Origin of the sequence: Virgibacillus sp. W0181 (genome assembly GCF_051846915.1) — a bacterium.
Taxonomy (GTDB): domain Bacteria; phylum Bacillota; class Bacilli; order Bacillales; family Amphibacillaceae; genus JBPYCR01.
Genome location: NZ_JBPYCR010000037.1, coordinates 1 through 19,735, shown reverse-complemented (window position 1 = coordinate 19,735; position 19,735 = coordinate 1). Strand labels below are relative to the sequence as shown.

14 protein-coding genes are annotated in these 19,735 nt (G+C 36.9%); 12 read left to right on the top strand and 2 right to left on the bottom strand.

Annotated features, from left to right (window positions below):
- Window positions 1-162 precede the first annotated feature (162 nt).
- Window positions 163-852 carry an SDR family oxidoreductase gene (locus tag ACLIBG_RS12980; RefSeq protein WP_439313194.1) on the top strand — a complete coding sequence of 230 codons (690 nt, stop codon included), beginning with the start codon at window positions 163-165 and terminating at the stop codon, window positions 850-852.
- A 286-nt stretch (window positions 853-1,138) separates the two neighbouring features.
- Here ACLIBG_RS12980 and ACLIBG_RS12975 read toward each other — a convergent pair whose 3' ends face one another.
- Window positions 1,139-2,782 (bottom strand): ribulokinase, encoded by a 1,644-nt coding sequence (locus tag ACLIBG_RS12975; protein ID WP_439313193.1) that lies wholly within the window; start codon window positions 2,780-2,782, stop codon window positions 1,139-1,141.
- A gap of 184 nt (window positions 2,783-2,966) precedes the next feature.
- On the opposite strand from ACLIBG_RS12975, the gene ACLIBG_RS12970 reads away from it, so the two are divergent.
- The 7 genes from ACLIBG_RS12970 (at window position 2,967) to ACLIBG_RS12940 (ending at window position 10,992) form a co-directional block, all read left to right on the top strand.
- Window positions 2,967-4,055 (top strand): alcohol dehydrogenase catalytic domain-containing protein, encoded by a 1,089-nt coding sequence (locus ACLIBG_RS12970; RefSeq protein ID WP_439313192.1) that lies wholly within the window; start codon window positions 2,967-2,969, stop codon window positions 4,053-4,055.
- 49 nt (window positions 4,056-4,104) lie between these two features.
- Window positions 4,105-4,866: a DeoR/GlpR family DNA-binding transcription regulator gene (locus ACLIBG_RS12965; RefSeq protein WP_439313191.1), complete on the top strand. Its 762-nt coding sequence runs from the start codon at window positions 4,105-4,107 to the stop codon at window positions 4,864-4,866.
- Window positions 4,867-5,160: 294 nt separating this feature from the next.
- Window positions 5,161-6,084, top strand: a complete 924-nt coding sequence (locus ACLIBG_RS12960) for an ABC transporter permease (RefSeq protein ID WP_439313190.1) — start codon at window positions 5,161-5,163, stop codon at window positions 6,082-6,084.
- 3 nt (window positions 6,085-6,087) lie between these two features.
- Window positions 6,088-6,969, top strand: a complete 882-nt coding sequence (locus ACLIBG_RS12955; RefSeq protein ID WP_439313189.1) for an ABC transporter permease — start codon at window positions 6,088-6,090, stop codon at window positions 6,967-6,969.
- A gap of 240 nt (window positions 6,970-7,209) precedes the next feature.
- Window positions 7,210-8,784, top strand: coding sequence for an ABC transporter substrate-binding protein (locus ACLIBG_RS12950; protein ID WP_439313188.1), 1,575 nt, complete (start codon window positions 7,210-7,212; stop codon window positions 8,782-8,784).
- Window positions 8,785-8,942: 158 nt separating this feature from the next.
- On the top strand, window positions 8,943-9,968 hold the full coding sequence (locus tag ACLIBG_RS12945; protein WP_439313187.1) for an ABC transporter ATP-binding protein: 1,026 nt from the start codon (window positions 8,943-8,945) through the stop codon (window positions 9,966-9,968).
- Window positions 9,961-10,992 (top strand): ABC transporter ATP-binding protein, encoded by a 1,032-nt coding sequence (locus tag ACLIBG_RS12940; protein ID WP_439313186.1) that lies wholly within the window; start codon window positions 9,961-9,963, stop codon window positions 10,990-10,992. The genes ACLIBG_RS12945 and ACLIBG_RS12940 overlap by 8 nt, the downstream gene beginning before the upstream one ends.
- Before the next feature lie 62 nt (window positions 10,993-11,054).
- Here the strand turns inward: ACLIBG_RS12940 and ACLIBG_RS12935 are convergent, their stop codons facing one another.
- Window positions 11,055-11,864 carry a helix-turn-helix domain-containing protein gene (locus tag ACLIBG_RS12935; RefSeq protein ID WP_439313185.1) on the bottom strand — a complete coding sequence of 270 codons (810 nt, stop codon included), beginning with the start codon at window positions 11,862-11,864 and terminating at the stop codon, window positions 11,055-11,057.
- Between the two features lie 314 nt (window positions 11,865-12,178).
- Here ACLIBG_RS12935 and ACLIBG_RS12930 point away from each other — a divergent pair, with 314 nt between their 5' ends.
- From ACLIBG_RS12930 to ACLIBG_RS12915, 4 genes are all read left to right on the top strand, one after another.
- Window positions 12,179-13,588 (top strand): FAD-dependent oxidoreductase, encoded by a 1,410-nt coding sequence (locus ACLIBG_RS12930; RefSeq protein ID WP_439313184.1) that lies wholly within the window; start codon window positions 12,179-12,181, stop codon window positions 13,586-13,588.
- Window positions 13,589-13,864: 276 nt separating this feature from the next.
- Window positions 13,865-16,447, top strand: coding sequence for an AAA family ATPase (locus tag ACLIBG_RS12925; protein WP_439313183.1), 2,583 nt, complete (start codon window positions 13,865-13,867; stop codon window positions 16,445-16,447).
- Window positions 16,431-17,480, top strand: coding sequence for an McrC family protein (locus ACLIBG_RS12920; RefSeq protein ID WP_439313182.1), 1,050 nt, complete (start codon window positions 16,431-16,433; stop codon window positions 17,478-17,480). Before ACLIBG_RS12925 ends, ACLIBG_RS12920 begins: the two co-directional genes overlap by 17 nt.
- A 476-nt stretch (window positions 17,481-17,956) precedes the next feature.
- The gene (locus ACLIBG_RS12915; protein WP_439313181.1) at window positions 17,957-19,066 is read left to right on the top strand and encodes an HD-GYP domain-containing protein; all 1,110 of its coding nucleotides are present in this window, start codon (window positions 17,957-17,959) and stop codon (window positions 19,064-19,066) included.
- Window positions 19,067-19,735 lie beyond the last annotated feature (669 nt).

The window sequence follows — 19,735 nt, the reverse complement described above, 5'->3', positions numbered from 1 at the left end:
GGCTCACCCCCTTAATAATGCAATAGTGTATCTATAAAAAGGCGTTTTTTAAAAATGATTATGTTGTATTTTGTTTGTTTTTTTGATGGTTACTGATGATAATAAATGTACGGAGCTATTTCTTATGGTATAACACATCCTAAATCATTGGAGGCTTAAAATATGATGAATAAACACGCGGTTATTACTGGTGCGGGAAGCGGATTGGGAAGTGCCTTAGCAAGGAAGCTTTCTGAACAAGGGTATCATATTTCTATGTTAGGAAGGAGAAAGGAAAAACTAGAGCAAACAGCTAAATCTTTATCAGGTACTTATAGTATTTGTGGAGTGGATGTAGCTTCTTTTGCACAAGTTCAAGAAACATTTGCATCGATTGACAAAGAGCATGGGCAGGTAGATCTTTTAATTAACAACGCTGGCGTAGGCATTTTTCAACTTGCTGAGCATTTAGATAAAAGTGCAGTTGATGACATGATCGATATTAATTTAAAAGGTACGATATATTGCACACAAGCAGTATTGCCAAAAATGAAAGAGAAAAACGAAGGAACGATCGTAAACGTAATTTCAACAGCAGGCTTGGAAGGAAAAGTGAATGAATCAGTTTACTGTGCCAGTAAGTTTGGTATGAAAGGATTTACCGAAAGTTTAATAGCTGAGTTGAATGATTCTGAAGTAAGAGTATTAGCCGCCTATATGGGTGGAATGAAGACACCATTTTGGGATGGAATATATAAAGAAGAGGATATCCAACACCTGATGGACCCGGACGATGTTGCTGATATTATCCTCTCCAATATGAAAACACGGAAAAATTTAAATGTGGACGAAGTAATTATTAAAAATAAATAGACGGTGGGTCTTTTAAATAAATGAAACCAATAGACTTTAGTAGATCCTTATTAGTTGCTGAGGCTATTATGAATGCCGCTAACGAAATGTAACTAATATCCCTTGAAGTTCAAGCTAATTTGATTACACATAAGACATAATAGGACTTGAATTTGAATAATTCGTCTTAAAAATTTGCCAGTTGGTTGAATAGTAAAACGCGTCACCATCTGAAACAACAATATTTTTTGGAGATGAACCGATTCTGTGGATAAGAAGGGGTTATCCACAGATTTAGAATACAGAATTAATTAGTTGATCTGTATTTTAATTTTTTCATAATTTCGGGATGCTCAACCCCAAAGTAATCATGTACTTGTCGATAAACTTCAAACAACTTCCTATATATTTTGACATTTTCTTTTATTGGAAAATAAGTTTTATGTGTAGGTTGCTTCATTTTTTGCACTGCTTTTTTTACAGTTTGAAAAGCTCCACCCGCAGTTGCGCCTAGTATAGCTGCCCCTACCCCCGAAGCATGATTTGTTGCTGAAACATGTATTTCTTTATTTAGAATATCAGCATATATTTGCATTAGGAGTTCATTGTTTTGTGGAAGTCCACCGCATGCATTGATTTTTTCGATAATAAGCCCTTCTTTTTCGTATGTATCACAAATAATCTTTGCACCAAAGGCGGACGCTTCCAAAAGTGAACGATAAATTTCTTCGGCAGTAGTTTCCATCGTCATACCAACTATTATTCCGCTTAGATCGAAATTTGAGAGGATTGACCGATTTCCATTATACCAATCCAAAGCAAGTAAACCACTTTCATGGGGAGCAAGCACTTTAGCTTTTTCTTCTAGTAACTGAAAAATAGATATTTTTTTATTATTTGCCTCGGTTTCATACTCGACAGGTATTTGTCGTGTATACCAACCAAATAAATCGCCAACCGCAGATTGACCGGCTTCATAGGCATATAAACCTGGGATAATAGCATCCTTAACTACCCCTGAAATACCTGGTACATTATGGTGTTGATCATTTAACATCAGGTGACATGTTGAGGTTCCCATCACCATTGTTAGCTGGTTTTTATCCGATGCACCAATCCCCAAAAGGCCGGAATGAGCATCAATAATAGACACTGCAACAGGAGTTCCGGCTGAAAGCCCCAATTCATCGGCCATTTTGGTTGTTAATGCCCCCGCTTTTTCACCTACTTTCTTGATGTCTCCTTTTAATTTTGCGCAGAAATGAGTGGCAAATTCAGGTTGAATAGCAGTAAGAAAATCTTTAGGGACCCCACTTTCTTCATTCCAGAAAGCTTTAAAACCAAGCGAACAATTACTACGAACGATTTTTCCAGTTAACATAGAAACGATCCAATCTCCTGCTTCAATAAACAAGTCCGTGTCATAAAACACATCAGGAGCTTTGCGAAAAGTTTCCAAACATTTAGGAATAAACCATTCCGCAGATACATGATTTCCATATGACCTGAGCCATTCTTCCCTACGGTCGGCTGCTAGGGTATATATATCTTTTGACTCTGCTTGTGCCCCATGATGTTTCCATAATTTCACCCATGCGTGGGGATTACTTTCATACTTTGTTTGCAAACATAGAGGGGTAAAGTAGTTATCCGTTGCAAGTACTGTGGAAGATGTAAATGTTACACCAATGCCTATAACGCTTTTTTTAGTTATATTAGCATCGCGGAGTGCATTTGGAATACCTTGTCGTAAAACCTCCATATAATCATTTGGATGTTGCAGTGCATAGTCTTGCGGCAGATTAGGAGCATCAGGAACTGGCAGTTTACTAGTAATTACTCCATGTTTATAAGGGATAATACTAGTACCCACTATTTTACCTTTTAGGTCAATTACTAGTACTCTTCCAGACTCTGTTCCATAATCTATCCCAATTGAAAATGTAGACATCTCTAGCCTCCTTAAGAGTAAATTTTATTAAATTATAAACGAACATATGCAAACAAACAAGAACAAACGAACATTAAACAGTTAAAACGTACACAATTTGTTTATTTATATTGACTTAAGCATAAAATTAGTGTTTAATTAAACCAATATAAACATAAATGAACTAAAGGAGGTAAGTTAAATTTTGGGTATAGTATTAAATTCGGCCGCATACAGACTAAAGAGTCCCGGTCATTTTGAGAAAGAACTATTAGATGTTGAATTGAAACCAGGGTATGTAGCGGTAGAGCCAAATTTAGCAAGTGTTTGCCATGCAGATCTTCGTTATTATACAGGAAATAGAAGGAAGGAAGCGCTTAAAGATAAACTCCCGATGGCATTATTTCATGAGGGTATTGGTAGAGTAGTAGAGTCGAATTCTTCAGAGATTGTCATAGGTCAAAGGGTTGTAATTATTCCAAATATTCCTCGCTATGCTTTGGATCAGAAGCCAAAATCAGAATGTTGTAGTTCATGTTCATCTGGTGGTGCTGACAATTATTGTGCAGAAGGTGTCTTTTTGGGAAGTGGATACGATGGGGTTGCTCAATCGCGTCTTGTATTGCCTGTTGAGAATGTGCGTATTATCCCAGAGCAAATTCCAGATAATATTGCAGTGTTAACTGAATTATGTTCAGTTTCCTTACATGCTATTAAACAATTAGCCGAATCCGATATTCATAACAGAAAAATTGCAGTCTTTGGAGATGGACCAGTCGGATTTTTGACAGCATCCATGCTGCATTATCATCTTCTTGTACCAAAAGAACAGTTAATTGTTTTCGGTGCAATTGAAAGTAAACTCGAAAAATTTGATTTTGCAACACCATACCTGATTCATGATTTCAACTTTAGCAAAGAATTAGGCATTACGGATGTATTTGAATGTACAGGTGGGCCTTTTAGTGAAAGTGCAATTAATCAAGCTATTAAATTAATCTCGCGTAATGGTAAATTGATTTTGCTGGGCGTCACCGAGGAAAAAGTTCCAGTAAATACTAGGGATATTTTGGAGAAGGGGATTAAAATTTCTGGATCTTCGAGAAGTTCTTATGCTGAATTTAAAATGCTAATGGATATACTGCAAAATAAACACTTGCAAAAAAATCTTTTGAAATTAGTACCTAAAAATCCTTACTATATTAGAAATGTCGCTGATTTATCAGTTGCAATGAATCATGTAGTGGAAGATAAAGGATGGAAAAAAGCCTATTTATCATTTGATTGGAATTAAGGTATGTTATAACCTTATATTTAATTTTTTTCAAAAAAGAGGTGTTTAAATGCTTATCTTAGACCGGCAAAATAAAGTGCTAACCTTTGTAAAAAAGAACAGAGTCGCTACAGTAGCAGAGTTAGCAGAGCATTTTAAAGTTCACGAAGCAACGATTCGTAGGGATCTTTCATTGCTTGAAAAAGAAGGTAAGTTACGGAGGACACATGGTGGTGTAATGATTGAAGATGAGGTTCATTCGGAACCGCCGTTTCAAGAGAGGGAATCCGCGCAGTATGACGCTAAGAAAAGAATGGGTGAGCATTCGGGAGACTTTATAAACGATGGAGATAATATTATTTTAGATTCTGGAACAACTACGGTACATATTGTTGAAGCAGTTTTAAAAAAGAAAAATATTACAGTCATAACAAATGATATTAACATCGCAGCTAAACTAAGATCTTCGCCACAGACGAAAGTGATCGTAACAGGGGGTAATTTATTTCCAGAAAGTTATATGCTAAATGGTCTTATAACTGATCAAGCGCTAAGTGAATTATATGTGCATACAGCATTTATAGGCACTCCCGCATTTCATCATCAACTTGGATTATCTCATTTTGATGACTATTTAGTATCAGCTAAAAGATCAATGATTCAGTCGGCTAAAAAAGTAATCGTTGTTGCAGATCACACGAAAATTGGAAAAGTCTCTTTATATAAAGTTGCAGAGGTTAAGGAAATTGATACATTAATTACCACATGTCAATTAGATGATGAACAAAAAAAATATCTTACTGACCTAAATATTGATGTTCATATGGTGTGAAAAAGTGCTTAGTTAGCATACACCGCAGAAACTGATCAGATTATTATTATAGACAATACAATATTGACATCTTTTATTGGTCTATATATAATTGTCTATAAATAAACAAAATAAAGCAATAATGATCCCAAAACAACACAATTGAACAATTGATGAACAAAAAACAAACAATGTAAAATTTACTTAAACGTAAAAGCATTTATTATCCATCGAATGAAAGCCCTTTCAAATGCTTTCACTTGGACTACGAATTGAGTTTTGTCTTAAAAACTTACTAGATGGGGGTGCCACCTTTTGGCCGGATATTTAATACGTAGAATACTGTATTCGCTCTTTGTAATATGGGGCGCGGTTACAATAATCTTTTTTGTTATCCGTGTTGTACCAGGAGATCCTGCGGCAGTAATGCTAGGTTCATCTGCTACAGAAGAGCAAGTACTTGAACTCAGAGAAAACTTGGGATTAAACGATCCACTGCTCATTCAATATGGAAAATATCTTTTTGATATAGGCCAACTAAACTTTGGTGAATCTTTTAAATTGGGTGGTCCAGCACTCGAACATGTTTTTTATCGATTGCCATTTACAATTACTTTAGCCGTCTCAGCTATTATTGTAGCAGTCGTAATTAGTTTCCCTTTAGGTATATGGGCAGCAAGAAAAGCTAATACCATAATTGATTGGTTAATATCTACCACCTCGTTGTTAGGGCAATCATTACCCACTTTTTGGGTTGGAATCATGTTGATTTTAATATTCGCTAGGTATTTAGGGATTCTTCCAAGTGCAGGTTCAGGATCAATTGCACATTTAATTCTTCCGGCTTTTACATTATGTCTTCCTTTTATTGGCATGATTGTCAGGCTTGTTAGAAATGGTATTTTAGATGAATTAAGTAAAGGATATGTGCAAACAGCAAGGTCAAAGGGGTTAAAGGAAAATTTAGTTTTTTATATTCATGTGCTTCGAAATGTGCTTATTCCAGTAATAACAGTTATGGGACTTTTATTAGGTGAATTTATCGGAAGTGCAATTATTATTGAAGTAGTATTCTCTTGGCCTGGAATTGGTCGTTTATTAGTGGATTCCATTCTATATCGTGATTATTCAATTGTCCAAGCGTCAGTCGTAATTATAGCAACATTTTATGTCTTGCTAAATCTTCTGGTTGATATTTTATATGGATATATCGACCCACGTATTCAGGTGGAGGAATAAATCATGACACAAGAGACTATGAATCTTTCAAATAGCGAAGTTATGGAGAAAACAGTAACGAAAAAAAGAGAGTGGGGCATGATCCTTGCTAGCATACCAGTTATTATATTTGTAATTATTGGAATTATCGGGCCATTACTCATGGATTTTGATCCTCAAAAAACGTTTACAGGTAGTAGATTACTTCCTCCCGGCACGGTTCTTGAGGATGGGTCGACTGCTTGGCTTGGGACTGATCAGGTAGGAAGAGATGTTCTTTCGCAAATTATTTATGGTACACGTATCTCCTTGCTTGTTGCTTTAGCAACCGTTCTAATTGGGGGATCCATCGGTGTTATACTAGGATTGATTTCTGGCTATTTTGGGGGTTTAGTGGATTCAGTAATAATGAGAATTGCAGATATTCAGCTCGCGTTTCCAGCAATTTTACTTGCAATTTTAATAGCGGGTGTCCTTGGTCCGAGTGTTACTAATGTTATTATCACCCTATCTATTACGAGGTGGGTAACTTTTGCAAGGGTCACGCGCAGTGCAACGTTGACAACAAAGAAAAAGGACTTTGTTGATTCTGCTAGAGTTCTAGGTGTTTCGAACTTTAAAATCTTGCTGAAATACGTATTTCCAATGTGTATTTCCTCAGTAATGGTTATTGTAACGGTTCAACTTGGATTGGTAATTATATCAGAAGCTTCTCTAAGTTTTCTAGGTCTTGGGGTACCAGCCGCTCAACCATCATGGGGTTATCTAATTGCGCTAGGACGGGATTACATTAATTCTGCTTGGTGGATTGCAACAATGCCTGGGATTGCATTGGCCATACTTGTTGTAAGTGTTGGATTCCTAGGTGATAAACTACGAGATAAACTTGATACATCGTTGGATTAATACTCCATTTAATGTTAGCTGAAAGGTATATTTTAATCATTTAATTATTTATTGGATTAACCAGTGATTAAACGGTTGTATCCAATACTTAAAATAAAAACAACAACAGGATTGGGGTGATATATGAGCGACTCATTCTTAGTGACTAATATAATTGGTGGAAAAAGATGATTAGAAATATACGTTATGCAAACAGTTGAACATAGCAAACCAAAATTATTTTAATGGGGGGTAAATATTGTGAAGAAGATAATGTTTAATAAATTTGGTTTATTCTTTATAGGTGCATTGATGGTACTTCTAATTGGTTGTGCCGGGATCTCCGAGGAATCCTCAGATAATTCTTCGGAAGAGCCGGCTGAGAATGCTAGTGAAGAAACTGGTGATTCTTCAGAAGATGTAGAACAAGCACTAAAGGTTGCCTTTGACCAAGGGATAGATTCATTGGACCCATATGGGTCAGCTAATGGAGAGCCATCTACTGTACTTGCAAGCAGGCAAATTTATGACACATTGGTTATTAATCAAAACGGAGAACTTAAACCGAGTCTTGCAGAAGATTGGGAGCAGCCGGACCCAAAAACATGGGTGTTTCATATTAAAGAAGGCGTTACCTTCCACGATGGTTCACCTTTAACAGCTAAAGATGTAAAATATTCGTTAGAGCAACAAGTAAATTCTGAAGACTCTCCATTGTCTGTTTTATGGTTGGAGTTTGAATCTGCAGAAGCAACAGATGATCATACACTAACCATTAAGACTAAAAAGCCAATGGGAACTATGCTTTCTAATTTAACCTTATTATTTATAACACCTGCTGATTCCGCAAGTGAAGAATTTTATAAACAGCCTATAGGAAGCGGGCCATTTAAGGTCGAATCATTTGTTCCACAGCAAAATTTAGCATTGACAGGCAATGAAGAATACTGGGATGGCGCACCACATTTAGCCAATCTTGAGTTTGTTAACATTCCTGAAACGGCTGCAAGGCTGACTGCTCTTGAAACAGGTGAAATTGATGTTACATGGACAATACCTATTGATCAAGTAGCAGCATTGGAAAATCAGGAAGATATCGAAATAATTAAGAGTCCAAGTTATTTATATTATTTCAACTGGTTTAATAGTAGTAGAGAACCATTTGATGATCCGAAAGTACGTCAAGCAATGTGGTATGCGCTTGATACAAACGCAATCGTGGAAGACTTGTACGGTGAAAGTGGAGAAGTAATGACTTCGCCAATTCCTGATCAAGTATTTGGTTCATCTGATTTGGAACCCTACAAGTATAACCCTGAAAAAGCAAAAAAACTTTTAGAAGAAGCAGGGTATCCAGACGGATTCTCAACATCAATGATGTGGAGTAATGGTGGAGGGCCACAGATTCTTCAACTTGCTGAAACGATGATGTCTTATTGGTCTGAAATTGGCGTAGAGGTTGAGCCGATTCAAATTGAACGTGCAGAGTGGATAGAAAAACTTGTTGCGCTTGATTGGGATATGGATTTACAAACGAACTCTGTAATTACTGGAGACGGTGACTATACATTAGGTCGTTTGTATATTTCAGAAGCTAACCGAAATGGCTATAAGAATGAAGAATTGGATAAGCTTCTCATTGCTGCAAAAGAGGCTACTGATCAAGAAGAAAGACAAGAATTATATGACAAGGCAAATAAAATAATTTGGGAAGAAGCAGTTGGGATTTTCCCGTTGCAATTAAACCAAATTGCAGCAATCCGCTCTCATGTAGAAGGATTTCAGCCAAGTCCATCTGACGATCCACAATTTAAAAACGTATTAGTAACTAAATAAATAATTGAAAATAGCAATGAATAATCAACTTAGGAAGTTGGTGCATTCCAGCTTTCTAAGTTGGATTTATACCTTGCTAAATATTAGCGGAGTAATGTTCAGTAATGATTATAAAATCCAAATGAATATTCTTATTCTTGGTTGTTAAGGGGGATTATATGGTAGCAGAAAAATTATTACAAAAAGAACAACCTAATTCCACTGCACCATTAGTGAATGTTGAAAATCTTTCTGTAGAATTCCGTTCAAAAACTGGAAATGTTCAAGCGGTTGATGGAGTGAATTTTTCCATACATCAGTCTGAGACACTGGCCATCCTTGGGGAGTCTGGAAGCGGTAAAAGTACGGTAGCATTGGCATTAATGGGATTGTTACCTAAACCGAACGGTCACGTTAACCGAGGAGCTATTTATTTTCAAGGAAGAAATCTTGTAGACTTAGAGGAATCTGAAAGAAGGAAAATGCGCGGCGAAAAAATGTCGATGGTTTTTCAGGATCCTTTGAGTGCTCTAAATCCAGTTTACACAGTTGGCTTTCAAATAGGTGAGGTGCTTAGGGTGCATCGTCGGATGTCCCGTAGCAAAATTAAAAAGGCTGTAGTGGAATTAATGGAACAAGTTAAAATTCCGGATGCTAAAAGCCGTATAAAAGATTATCCTCATCAATTTTCCGGCGGTATGCAACAGCGTGTTATTATTGCAATGGCGTTGGCATTACAGCCGAAAGTTCTTATTGCGGATGAGCCAACAACGGCATTGGATGTGACCGTTCAAGCTCAGATCATGCAACTATTAAAAGAACTTCAACGAACAGAAAAGATGGGGTTAGTTCTTATCTCTCATGATTTAGGAGTAGTTGCAAATCATGCAGACCGTGTAGCAGTTATGTATGCAGGCCATTTGGTGGAAACTGGGAAGGTTGAAGAAGTATTTCGCAACCCTGCACATCCATATACGGTTGGTTTAATGGAGTCACTTCCCACTTTAAATAAAAATACATCACGCCTTGTTCCAATTAAAGGCTCACCACCCAACTTGCTTACACCACCGAAAGGATGTCCATTCCATCCGCGATGCCCAATCGCTAAGGATATATGTAGACAAGAATTGCCTGAGCTAACGGAAGTAGCAAGTGGAAGAGAAAGTGCATGTCACTTTTATAAGGAGGTTTTACAACATGGGTAATACTTTTGGGGAGCCGATTTTGGATGTGGCTGATCTAGAAACATCCTTTCCTATAAAAGGAGGACTTTTAAAAAAGAAAATTGGGGAGATTCAAGCTGTTTCCAAAGTCAACTTTACAATTAATCCTGGAGAAACATTGGGACTTGTAGGAGAATCAGGATGTGGAAAATCTACGGTTGCAAGAACAATTGTAGGGTTGGAAAAGTCTACATCAGGTCATATATATTTTGAAGGAAAGGATCTAACCAAAATTACCAGTAGAGAAATGAGATTATTAAGAAAGGATGTTCAACTCATTTTTCAGGATCCATTTGCATCCTTGCATCCCAAAATGACGGTTAAAGAATTAATTCAGGAGCCTTGGCAAGTTCATACTGATGTTGTGGAAAAAAAAGATTGGGATAAAGAAGTAATAAAATTAATGGAACTTGTTGGGCTTAATCCAGATAGCAGACATAATTATCCCCATCAATTTTCAGGCGGTCAATGTCAGCGTATTTGTATAGCGAGGGCGTTAGCTTTGCGACCAAAATTAATCATTTGCGATGAGGCAGTATCAGCTCTAGATGTTTCCATTCAGGCGCAAATTTTAAATTTATTGCAGGATTTACAAAAAGAGTTGGGATTGGCCTATTTATTTATTTCACATGATCTTTCTGTAATTAGACATATCTGTGACAGAATAGCAGTAATGTATTTGGGTAAAATTGTTGAAACCGGAGATCGGAATGAAATATTCCATGCACCTTCCCATCCGTATACACAAGCATTATTGTCTGCTGTGCCAATTTCGGAACCTTGGAGTATTATAACACGTGAAGAAATAATATTAGAAGGGGACATCCCATCACCAGCAAATCCTCCTTCTGGTTGCAGATTCCGTACAAGATGTTGGAAAGCTCAGGAGATTTGTAAAGTGGAAGAACCGGAATTAATATCGCGAGATGGTGGTCACTTAAGTGCTTGTCATTTTGCTGAAGTTAATAAAAGCGTTATACCTGAATTTGAAAAAAGTGTAAATTAAAATCCCATCTTGTTTTTTGCAAGTGGGATTATTTTTTATAAAAATCATGAGGACTATACTTATTATAAGTAATTTTTCGCACGATATTCGGATGGACTAATTTTCATAAAATCACTAAACACGCGACTAAGATAAAAACCATTGTCGTAACCGCACTTTTCAGAAATTTGCTCTAATGTCATGTTTGTATCAAGTAGTAGTTTAGCAGCCCGATGCATTCGCAGTTTCTTAATAAGATTAGTTGGTGTCATTTGGAATGCTTTGTGAAAACGTCGCGTCAACTGAACAGGACTTAGTCCTATGTTTTCAGCAAGTTCCTTTAAACTAATTGGTTCATACGCATGCTTTAATATCCAGTCAGCTGCCTTATTCATAAGTAAATCTTGTGAATCAAGTGATGGGATTTCATCATGTTGAATTGTATTAGTCTCAAGTTCATCACAAATTAATTGCCAAATGTCGTTGATTATCCATTGCTTGCGGGAAGTGCTCCTTTTATCTAAAGATAGGTGGAGTCTGCATAAATATGAAAAATTGGAAGAAAGTCGTTTTCGATCTTGAGGAGTAACCTTTACTTTTGGAAGATGTAACTCTTTATTTGAGTAAGGTTGTATTTGATGCCCAATATAGTGGAGCGCCAAAGGATCAATTACTTTCCGTTTAAAAGGTTGGCCTGGCGGACAAACAATAATGTCATGACTAGATGCAATTCCTTTTTCGTGACCTACTTCATAATGAAAACTTCCTGCTTCAATAGCGAACATTACCCAATTTTGGTAAGTATCTATATCTAAATCAAATTGTTCTTTTTTTTCCCAATAAGTATGTGAAAGAAGTTCTAAGGTATAATCTGTTAAATTATAAAAATTCACCTAATAAGCACCTCTACTTTGAAATAAAGTATATGTAATATGATATAAAACTGCATGTCAAAAAACAAATATAAATATTATAATGAAATATAATACTAACCAATTAACACTTCAATAAGTATTTATAACACTGTATAAATGTAAGTTTTAACTATTGCTAACCTTATGATTGTTGTAATTCGTCTACTGCGGTAAACGATGGAACCATTGTAGAGGGGGGTTTTAAGAGTATTGATCGATATTGCTTTAAATATAAAGTGAAAATAACGAATAATTAGTTTAATAAATTATTAATGATAGGAGTGTAATGAAAAATGAATAACAATAGGCAAATAATCAAAACTCAGGTTCTTGTACTTGGTGGTGGTTCAGGTGGACTTGGTGCAGCGCTTTCTGCTGCACGTGAAGGGGCTGAAACGATTATAGTCGATCGCCAGGGATTTTTAGGGGGGAACATGACTATAGGTCTTCCATTATTAGGATTTTTAGATGCTCAGGAACGTGTAACCACTAAAGGGTTAGCTCAAGAGCTTGTAGATCGTTTAATTGAGTTAGGAGGATCATTTGGACATAGGGAATGCCCGTTGCATAATTCTACAACTGTTATTGACCCAAACTTAATGAGAATTGTTATTTTTGAAAAGGTAAAGCAATATGGTGTCCATCCATTACTGCATTGCGAGATTATTGATGCCAAAGTAGAAAATGGAGAATTGAAATCTGTGATTGTAAAAGGTAAAGGACAAGAAATAGAGATATTTGCAGATGTGTTTGTAGACTCTACAGGTGATGGTGATGTAGGTTACTTGTCAGGTGTAGATTATGAAAAGGGTCAGTATTCGAAAGGAGAAATAAAGAAAGAGATCCAACCAGGGACTTTAATGTTTACTGTAGGTGGCTTTAAATTAGATAAGTTTATGGATTATTTGGAAGATCACCCGGAAGAACTTAAACACGGTGATTCAATGAAAATACGTCCCGGGTATACAGCAGAATTTTTACGTGCCAGTAAAAATCATGTACATGTTGGTTTAAAAAATACAGTTTCAAAACTGAGAGAAGAAGGGAAATGCCCTATTGATCGTGATACCATCATTTATATCAATTTGCCGAAAGATGGGTATATCGCTATTAATAGTATACGTATTAAGAATTTTGATGGTTCAAATGTAGAAGAATTAAGTAAAGGAGAAATAGATGGACATTTACAGATACTTCCTTTAATTGAAATGTTAAAGGAAAATGTCCCGGGTTTTGAAGATATTTATTTAGCTTCAATTGCACCATTTGTAGGGGTACGTGAATCACGCAGAATTGTAGGAAAACAAATGATTAGAGAAGAAGCAGCATTAAAAGGGGAAGTACCTGAAGATACGATAGCCCTAGGATCATATATAATAGATATTCATAGTGGATCAGACGATTCAACTATAATTAAATCACTGAAAGACCCTTATGGAATCACATATGGAGCAACGATTTCAAAGGATGTCAAAAGGCTTATGCTTAGTGGAAGATGCATTAGTGTTGATCCTGTTGTATTTGGCTCTTCTCGTGTAATGGCGACATGTATGGCTGTTGGTGAAGGAGTTGGAATTGGAGCGGCATTAGCAGCGCAGCAAGATATTTTACCAGAAGAAGTTGATGTTCAAGTTATAAGGAGAAAATTACGCGAATATGGAGCAATACTTTCATTGGAGGATAGTAGTACTGTTGTTAATTAGATATTATGTAGTATTCAAAGGTTGTTTTTGTACCAATCTGTAAATTTCTCTTTAAAAAAGTAGTAGGCATTCTCCAGGAATTTGGGGTAATGACTACTACTTTTTGCTGTCTTTTTCTCTTGGTTCTTTATTATGATTAAACTCATGAAGCAGTATTTCTTTACAAAAATACCCATAGTTGTCCAAGTTACCCTTTTATGAAATAATTCAAGTAACAACTAATGTACTATATGGAAAAACTTATATGCCACAACGTATGAAAAGGGGAGCAAACGAATGAACCGCGAAGAATTCGAGAAAAAAATTTTAAAAGATAACTATATAGACCTAGCCTATAACCGCTATTCGAAATTCAAGGAATCAACGCTTTATGATGAAAGATATAAATTTGATATTTTGGAAGAACTGAATGGCTATTTGCGTAAACATCCGATAACGGAAGAATCTGTCGTTGAAATTGCTAAAAAAATTCAAAGCAGCAATCCGAATACGGGTTCTTTCGTTCATTGGAATAATACCGATACCCTTGTTTCCTACGCTGAACAGCGTCCGCGTGAAGTGGCAGACGTATGGAACCGTCTCTATAATGACTCCCTTCCAATTGTGGATCGAATTGCTGTTTTTCAAAAACAGGTGAAGGCTTTTGATCCGAACAAAGCAGTTGGTGCGGCATTGTTTGGCTATTTACTAGCAGCCTATGATTATACGGCCTACCCACTCTATAAAGGAGAAATCTATCAGGATGTAAAGACTACATATGAAATTGAACAAAAAATGGGAGCCCTCAGCGAAAACTATGCTGCCTATTATATGATATGCGAGGTCATGTTAGATCACCTGAACAAAAAGTATTCGGACATGAACATGCTCGACATACAGGATTTTCTTTTTTGCAGTACGAGTTATAAAAAAGTGCGGGTAGAGACGGCTGCTGATTATTTACATGAGCTGGCCTCAACATTGGCGCACTTTAGAGAATATCCGGACAAGATGCTTGAAGGAATCATGAGGTTGGATCAGGCTGTATTGCAAGAGTTGCAGAAGAATTATCAAGGTACAGAAAAAGTGAAAAAGATACGCTTTAAAGTAATCGATCAAATCTTATCAGAAGGCTCCTTGTCGATATCCATTTTAGAAAACATAAAGGATGAAGTAAGTGTTTTATACGATACAAATATCCTAAACTCCTGGAATAATTTCACCATTTTATTTCACTTATTTTATTACAATAAAAAAGATAAAGTGCTACGTGAGTTAGGGAAAATTCATCAGGCGATACGTCAGTTGAGTGGTTTAGAGGCTTTTGATTTAATGGAAAATAAAACGATCAATGGCTTTAACTGGAATCAGGCATTTGGCGGTTCAGAGTGCTGGTTGGCCGTCTATGAAACAAAATATAAAAGCCATCGCGCGGCACCACAATTTTTCTTAAGAGTGGATGAAAAGGCTGTAACATATGGTTTTGTTCACGGGGATAACCATCCAGAGGCAGGAATGGAAGACTTGGAAGCCGTGGAAGATGTCCATCAATTCACGTATGAACGATTGGAAGAGAAAATGACATCTGTTGCTGAAGGTTTGCAAAAGCTGGAGGGAACGAATGACACGGGGGATTACTTGTCCTCCGAGGATGTACTGGATAAAGAGCAATGGCTTGCTTTACTTCACGACAAGACGATTTTTCGTGAGGATGACCTGTTGTTCTTGACGAAAATATATGAAATGGGTGGAGAGGCTACCGCTACCGAATTAGCTGCAGCTCTTGGGAAACATTTTTCCTCCCTTAATGCCCCAGTCGTTGCTTTAGGAAAACGAATTTATCAAGAAGCCGAAATTGAGCCGATTGTAGGAGAAGATGGAGAAGTAACATACTGGCAAGTATTATTTAACGGAAAATATGAAACAGCGAATCGCTTTACATGGATGATCAAACCGAACTTATATGAGGCGCTAACCGACTATATACAAGCTAAACAGGAACAAGAAGCAAAGCCGGTCTATACAAAACAACACTTTTTGGAAGAGGTGTTTATCGACGAGTCGCTATATGACACGATAGCCGACGTGCTCGATTATAAAAAGAATCTTATCTTGCAAGGGCCTCCTGGTGTAGGGAAAACGTTTCTCGCCAAACGACTTGCTTATTCCTTGGTCGGTGAAAGAAATGATTCACAGGTAGAGATGGTTCAATTTCATCAGAACTATGCATATGAGGATTTTGTGATGGGCTTCCGGCCTGTTGAGGGACAAGGGTTTGGCTTGGAATATGGTGTGTTTTATGATTTTTGCAAGAAAGCGATGGAGAATCCTGAAGCGAATTATTATTTCATTATCGATGAGATTAATCGCGGGAACTTGTCAAAGATTTTTGGTGAGCTATTTATGCTGATGGAAGGAGATGAGCGTGATGAGTATGTGACGATGGGTTATTCCAAAGAGACGTTTACGGTTCCGAGCAATGTTTATTTAATTGGAACGATGAACACAGCCGACAGGTCATTAGCCCAGCTCGAGATTGCCCTTCGCCGGCGCTTTGCCTTTGTCACATTGGAACCACAATTTAATGAGAAATGGAAAGCGTCCTTACTGGAAAAGGGTGTAACGGAGGCTTTCATTGAACGCATTGAAATAAGCATCGAAGGCATCAATCAACAGATTCGGGAAGATTTCCAACTTGGATCAGGTTATGAAATCGGGCATTCTTTTTTTACGAATGTTCCGGAAAAGATGGATGAAAACGTATGGTTTGCGCGCGTGATGGAATATGAAATAAAACCGCTGCTGGAAGAGTATTATTTTGACCGCCCGGAAGTGAGCGCTTCTTTAATCGAAGGGATCTCGTATGGAACAAAACTTTAAGGTGCCGATTCGAAACCTGTTTATCATGCTAAGTTATTCAAATGACATGCCGGAGATGATCCGGGAATTCCGTGATGTTGACGAAGACTTAATCACGTATGATCTTTTGGCAAAAATGTTTCTGCAAGAGGCAGAAGGATTGTTCAATCGCGGATTGATACGGAACTATGTCACTCATCAGGAAGAGACCGGTTTTATTTCCGGGAGAATGCGAATAAATGAATCAATCTCCTTCATCGCTGAAAAGAAGCCTGTTGTCGTCTGTGAAAAAGATGCGTACTCGCCGAACATCCTGCTCAATCAAATCATGAAAACAACACTTAAAAATCTCGTGCAAAATCGTCATATCGAAGAAAAAACAAGGAAAGAATGCCATATGCTCTGGGAAAAAATGCCGGATGTGGAGGATCTTTGGCTGGCGAAGGAAGTTTTTTCTCGCATGACATTTTCTCGACATGATGCGCACTATAAACGAATGGTTCACCTTGCGCGGTTATTATATGAACTGCAGTTACTATCCCATAATCGTGGCGATTGGAGCTTATATGCGGTTCCGGTAACGGACACTGAATTAAATCGTTTGTTTGAGAAGTTTCTTTTTCATTTTTATCGGCTGGAGCAGAGCATTTATCGAGTAAAATCGGAGCGGCTGGATTGGAATTTAACCGGCAATCAAGCCCTTTTGCCTTCGATGCTGACAGATGTCTCGTTATTACATAGAAAAGAACAAAAGAAGATCATTATCGATGCGAAATTTTATAAACATATGTTTCAGGTCCATCACGATAAACGATCTTTTCATAGCGGAAACATGTATCAAATGTTTACGTATTTACACCACCAGCCTAAAGAACTCGAGAATCTGCGCGGCATACTCGTTTATCCGTTTAATGGGCACGAGATCCATGAAGTGTATCTGTGGGATGAGCGGGTGGCAATCGAAGTGATGACCGTGAATCTTGCGGCGAGTTGGCGTGATATATATGAGGAATTGATGCAGGTTGTGGATGAGAGCGTTGACCCTGTTGTTTAGGAAATGATTTCAGGGTATTTTAGTCTACAGGAAAGGATAAGATCGATCGTTGTGCTCGTTTACGCCATCCGACAAATTTGATACGTTAGTGTCAGTTTCTTGAATATAAATGCATTAAAAACGAAGAAGTTTTTTTAGGGATAGTGGTAACTTGACTGCTATCCCTGTTATTGTATCCAAAGCATTGAAGTGTGAATTTCACTTCATATGGAATAAATATAAAAATATAAAGTAATATGTTGGCAAAATGTGATAGAATATTATAAAAACACGTTTAGTTTTATTGAACTAGACCTAAAGTAATGTTTTAACAAAAGAAGTTCTATTAGGGTTATTTCATTCTATTGTTAAGTTAAACACACCATGGAAATCGAGAGCAAATTTAACAGGTTCTTAATCTATTTATTTAGCATCTCTAGGGAAATTTGAAACACATATATCTTCGTTTATATTACATCGGATAGGGGCGTAGGATAATGAGGAAGATCATTTTAGCTGGTCAGATTTCTTCTCTCTTTGGAGGATTCATGTTATCGTTGCGACACTTTTTTGTAGCTCCTGCAAATCATTATTCGATTGTTTTACTTATCGTAATAATTGGATTTATCCCTTCTCTTATAGCTTTTCATAGTATTTTAAAGCGTTTTACACCTTTGGTTATTGTTTGTAATGCGTTAATTATTGTTTCGAGTGCTTATATGTTGATGGGAGAGGTGGCGTTAAGCGGTCTTTTTCTACTCGTTCCTGTTCTATCCTTGTTATTTAAAAATCGGAAGTTATATTTCTTCTCCGCAACGAGTTCGGTGCTATTATTCCTACTTATGACAAAGGATATTTCTAGTTCTGGAAAAATGGTGGTGTTGCTTGATCATTTGACATCGTTTTTAATTATGATTTTTTTAATTTTTCTCGTTGTACAAGAGTTGATCGACAATACAAAAAAGGAAACGAAACAAATACATACGATCATGAGTTTGTCTCGAAGTGTAGAGGCAAGGGATTTTTATACGAAAGGACATTCGCAGCGGGTGGCATTATTAAGTAAAATCATTAGTAAATATATCCCTGAAGTGGGTCAAGAGCTCGCTTATCAGACAGGGGTAATTCATGATGTAGGCAAACTGACAACACCCGATATGATTTTATTAAAGAAGGGAAAGCTAACTGCGCAAGAGTATAATGTTATGAAGAAACATCCAAGTGAAGGGGCTCACATTTGCAGAAGCTTGGGAATCCCGGAGGAATATATTGATGGTGTATTATACCATCATGAAAGGTGGGACGGACAAGGTTATCCAAAAGGTCTCAAGGGCGAAGAGATCCCTTTGATTGCTCGAATAATTGGAATTTCTGATGCGATTGATGCCATGTCTTCTAATAGATCTTATCGGAAAGCAATGGATTTTAATAACATTCGAGAAGAGATCGAGCAAGGGAAGGGCACTCAATTTGACCCTGCTATTGCTCAGTTGGTGCTTGATAACTGGGGATATATAGTGGAAAAGGTGCATAGAAAAAACTTAGATCTTAATAGAAATCCAGTTGAATTAGCGCCTGTAACTGCAACCGGGGATTCTTCCGTCTAACATGTTTTGTAAAGGATCAAAAAAACTTAGCGAGCTTTCAACCTTTTGGATTATTAACTTGTAAAACCGTAAGTATTGAGTTTACGGTGAATCGTATCAAAGTTAAAAGGAAGAAAGAAACTCTCTTCCCTTCAAAATGGATGTATCAATTGATGTAATGCAGTTTATTACACAATTTTTGTTAACTAAACTAGAATATTATGTTTTGCAGCTTCTAACTCTGCTGGTAAATCTGCTCCACTCTCTGTCGATAAAATAATTTTTCTCATCAAATTCCTCCCGATTCCTAGAACAAAGCTCTTCGTGCGTCATCCTATTACCTAATATTATCAATATACATGAAAAGGAAAAGGAATACATAAAAAGTTTTAAAAAATGGGGTTAGGAATGAGGGGAACATATGAAGATGTATTAGAGTACAATTGGAGAATAAGTAAATTTGCAGAAGCCCCGCAAGTAACAAAAAACATAATAGTTGAAAATGAACAGAGAAACGGTAGCATAGGAATTATAGATTTTTATCGAAAATTGAGTTTATTTATTATAAGGAGGGACTACCAATGAGTACAATGGATGAAGTGGTTGAAGGATGGTTAAAACATCGATTGGTCGTTCATGATTTATTGGAACTAGCCGATGATGAAGATGTTGATTTCAAACCATGGGAAG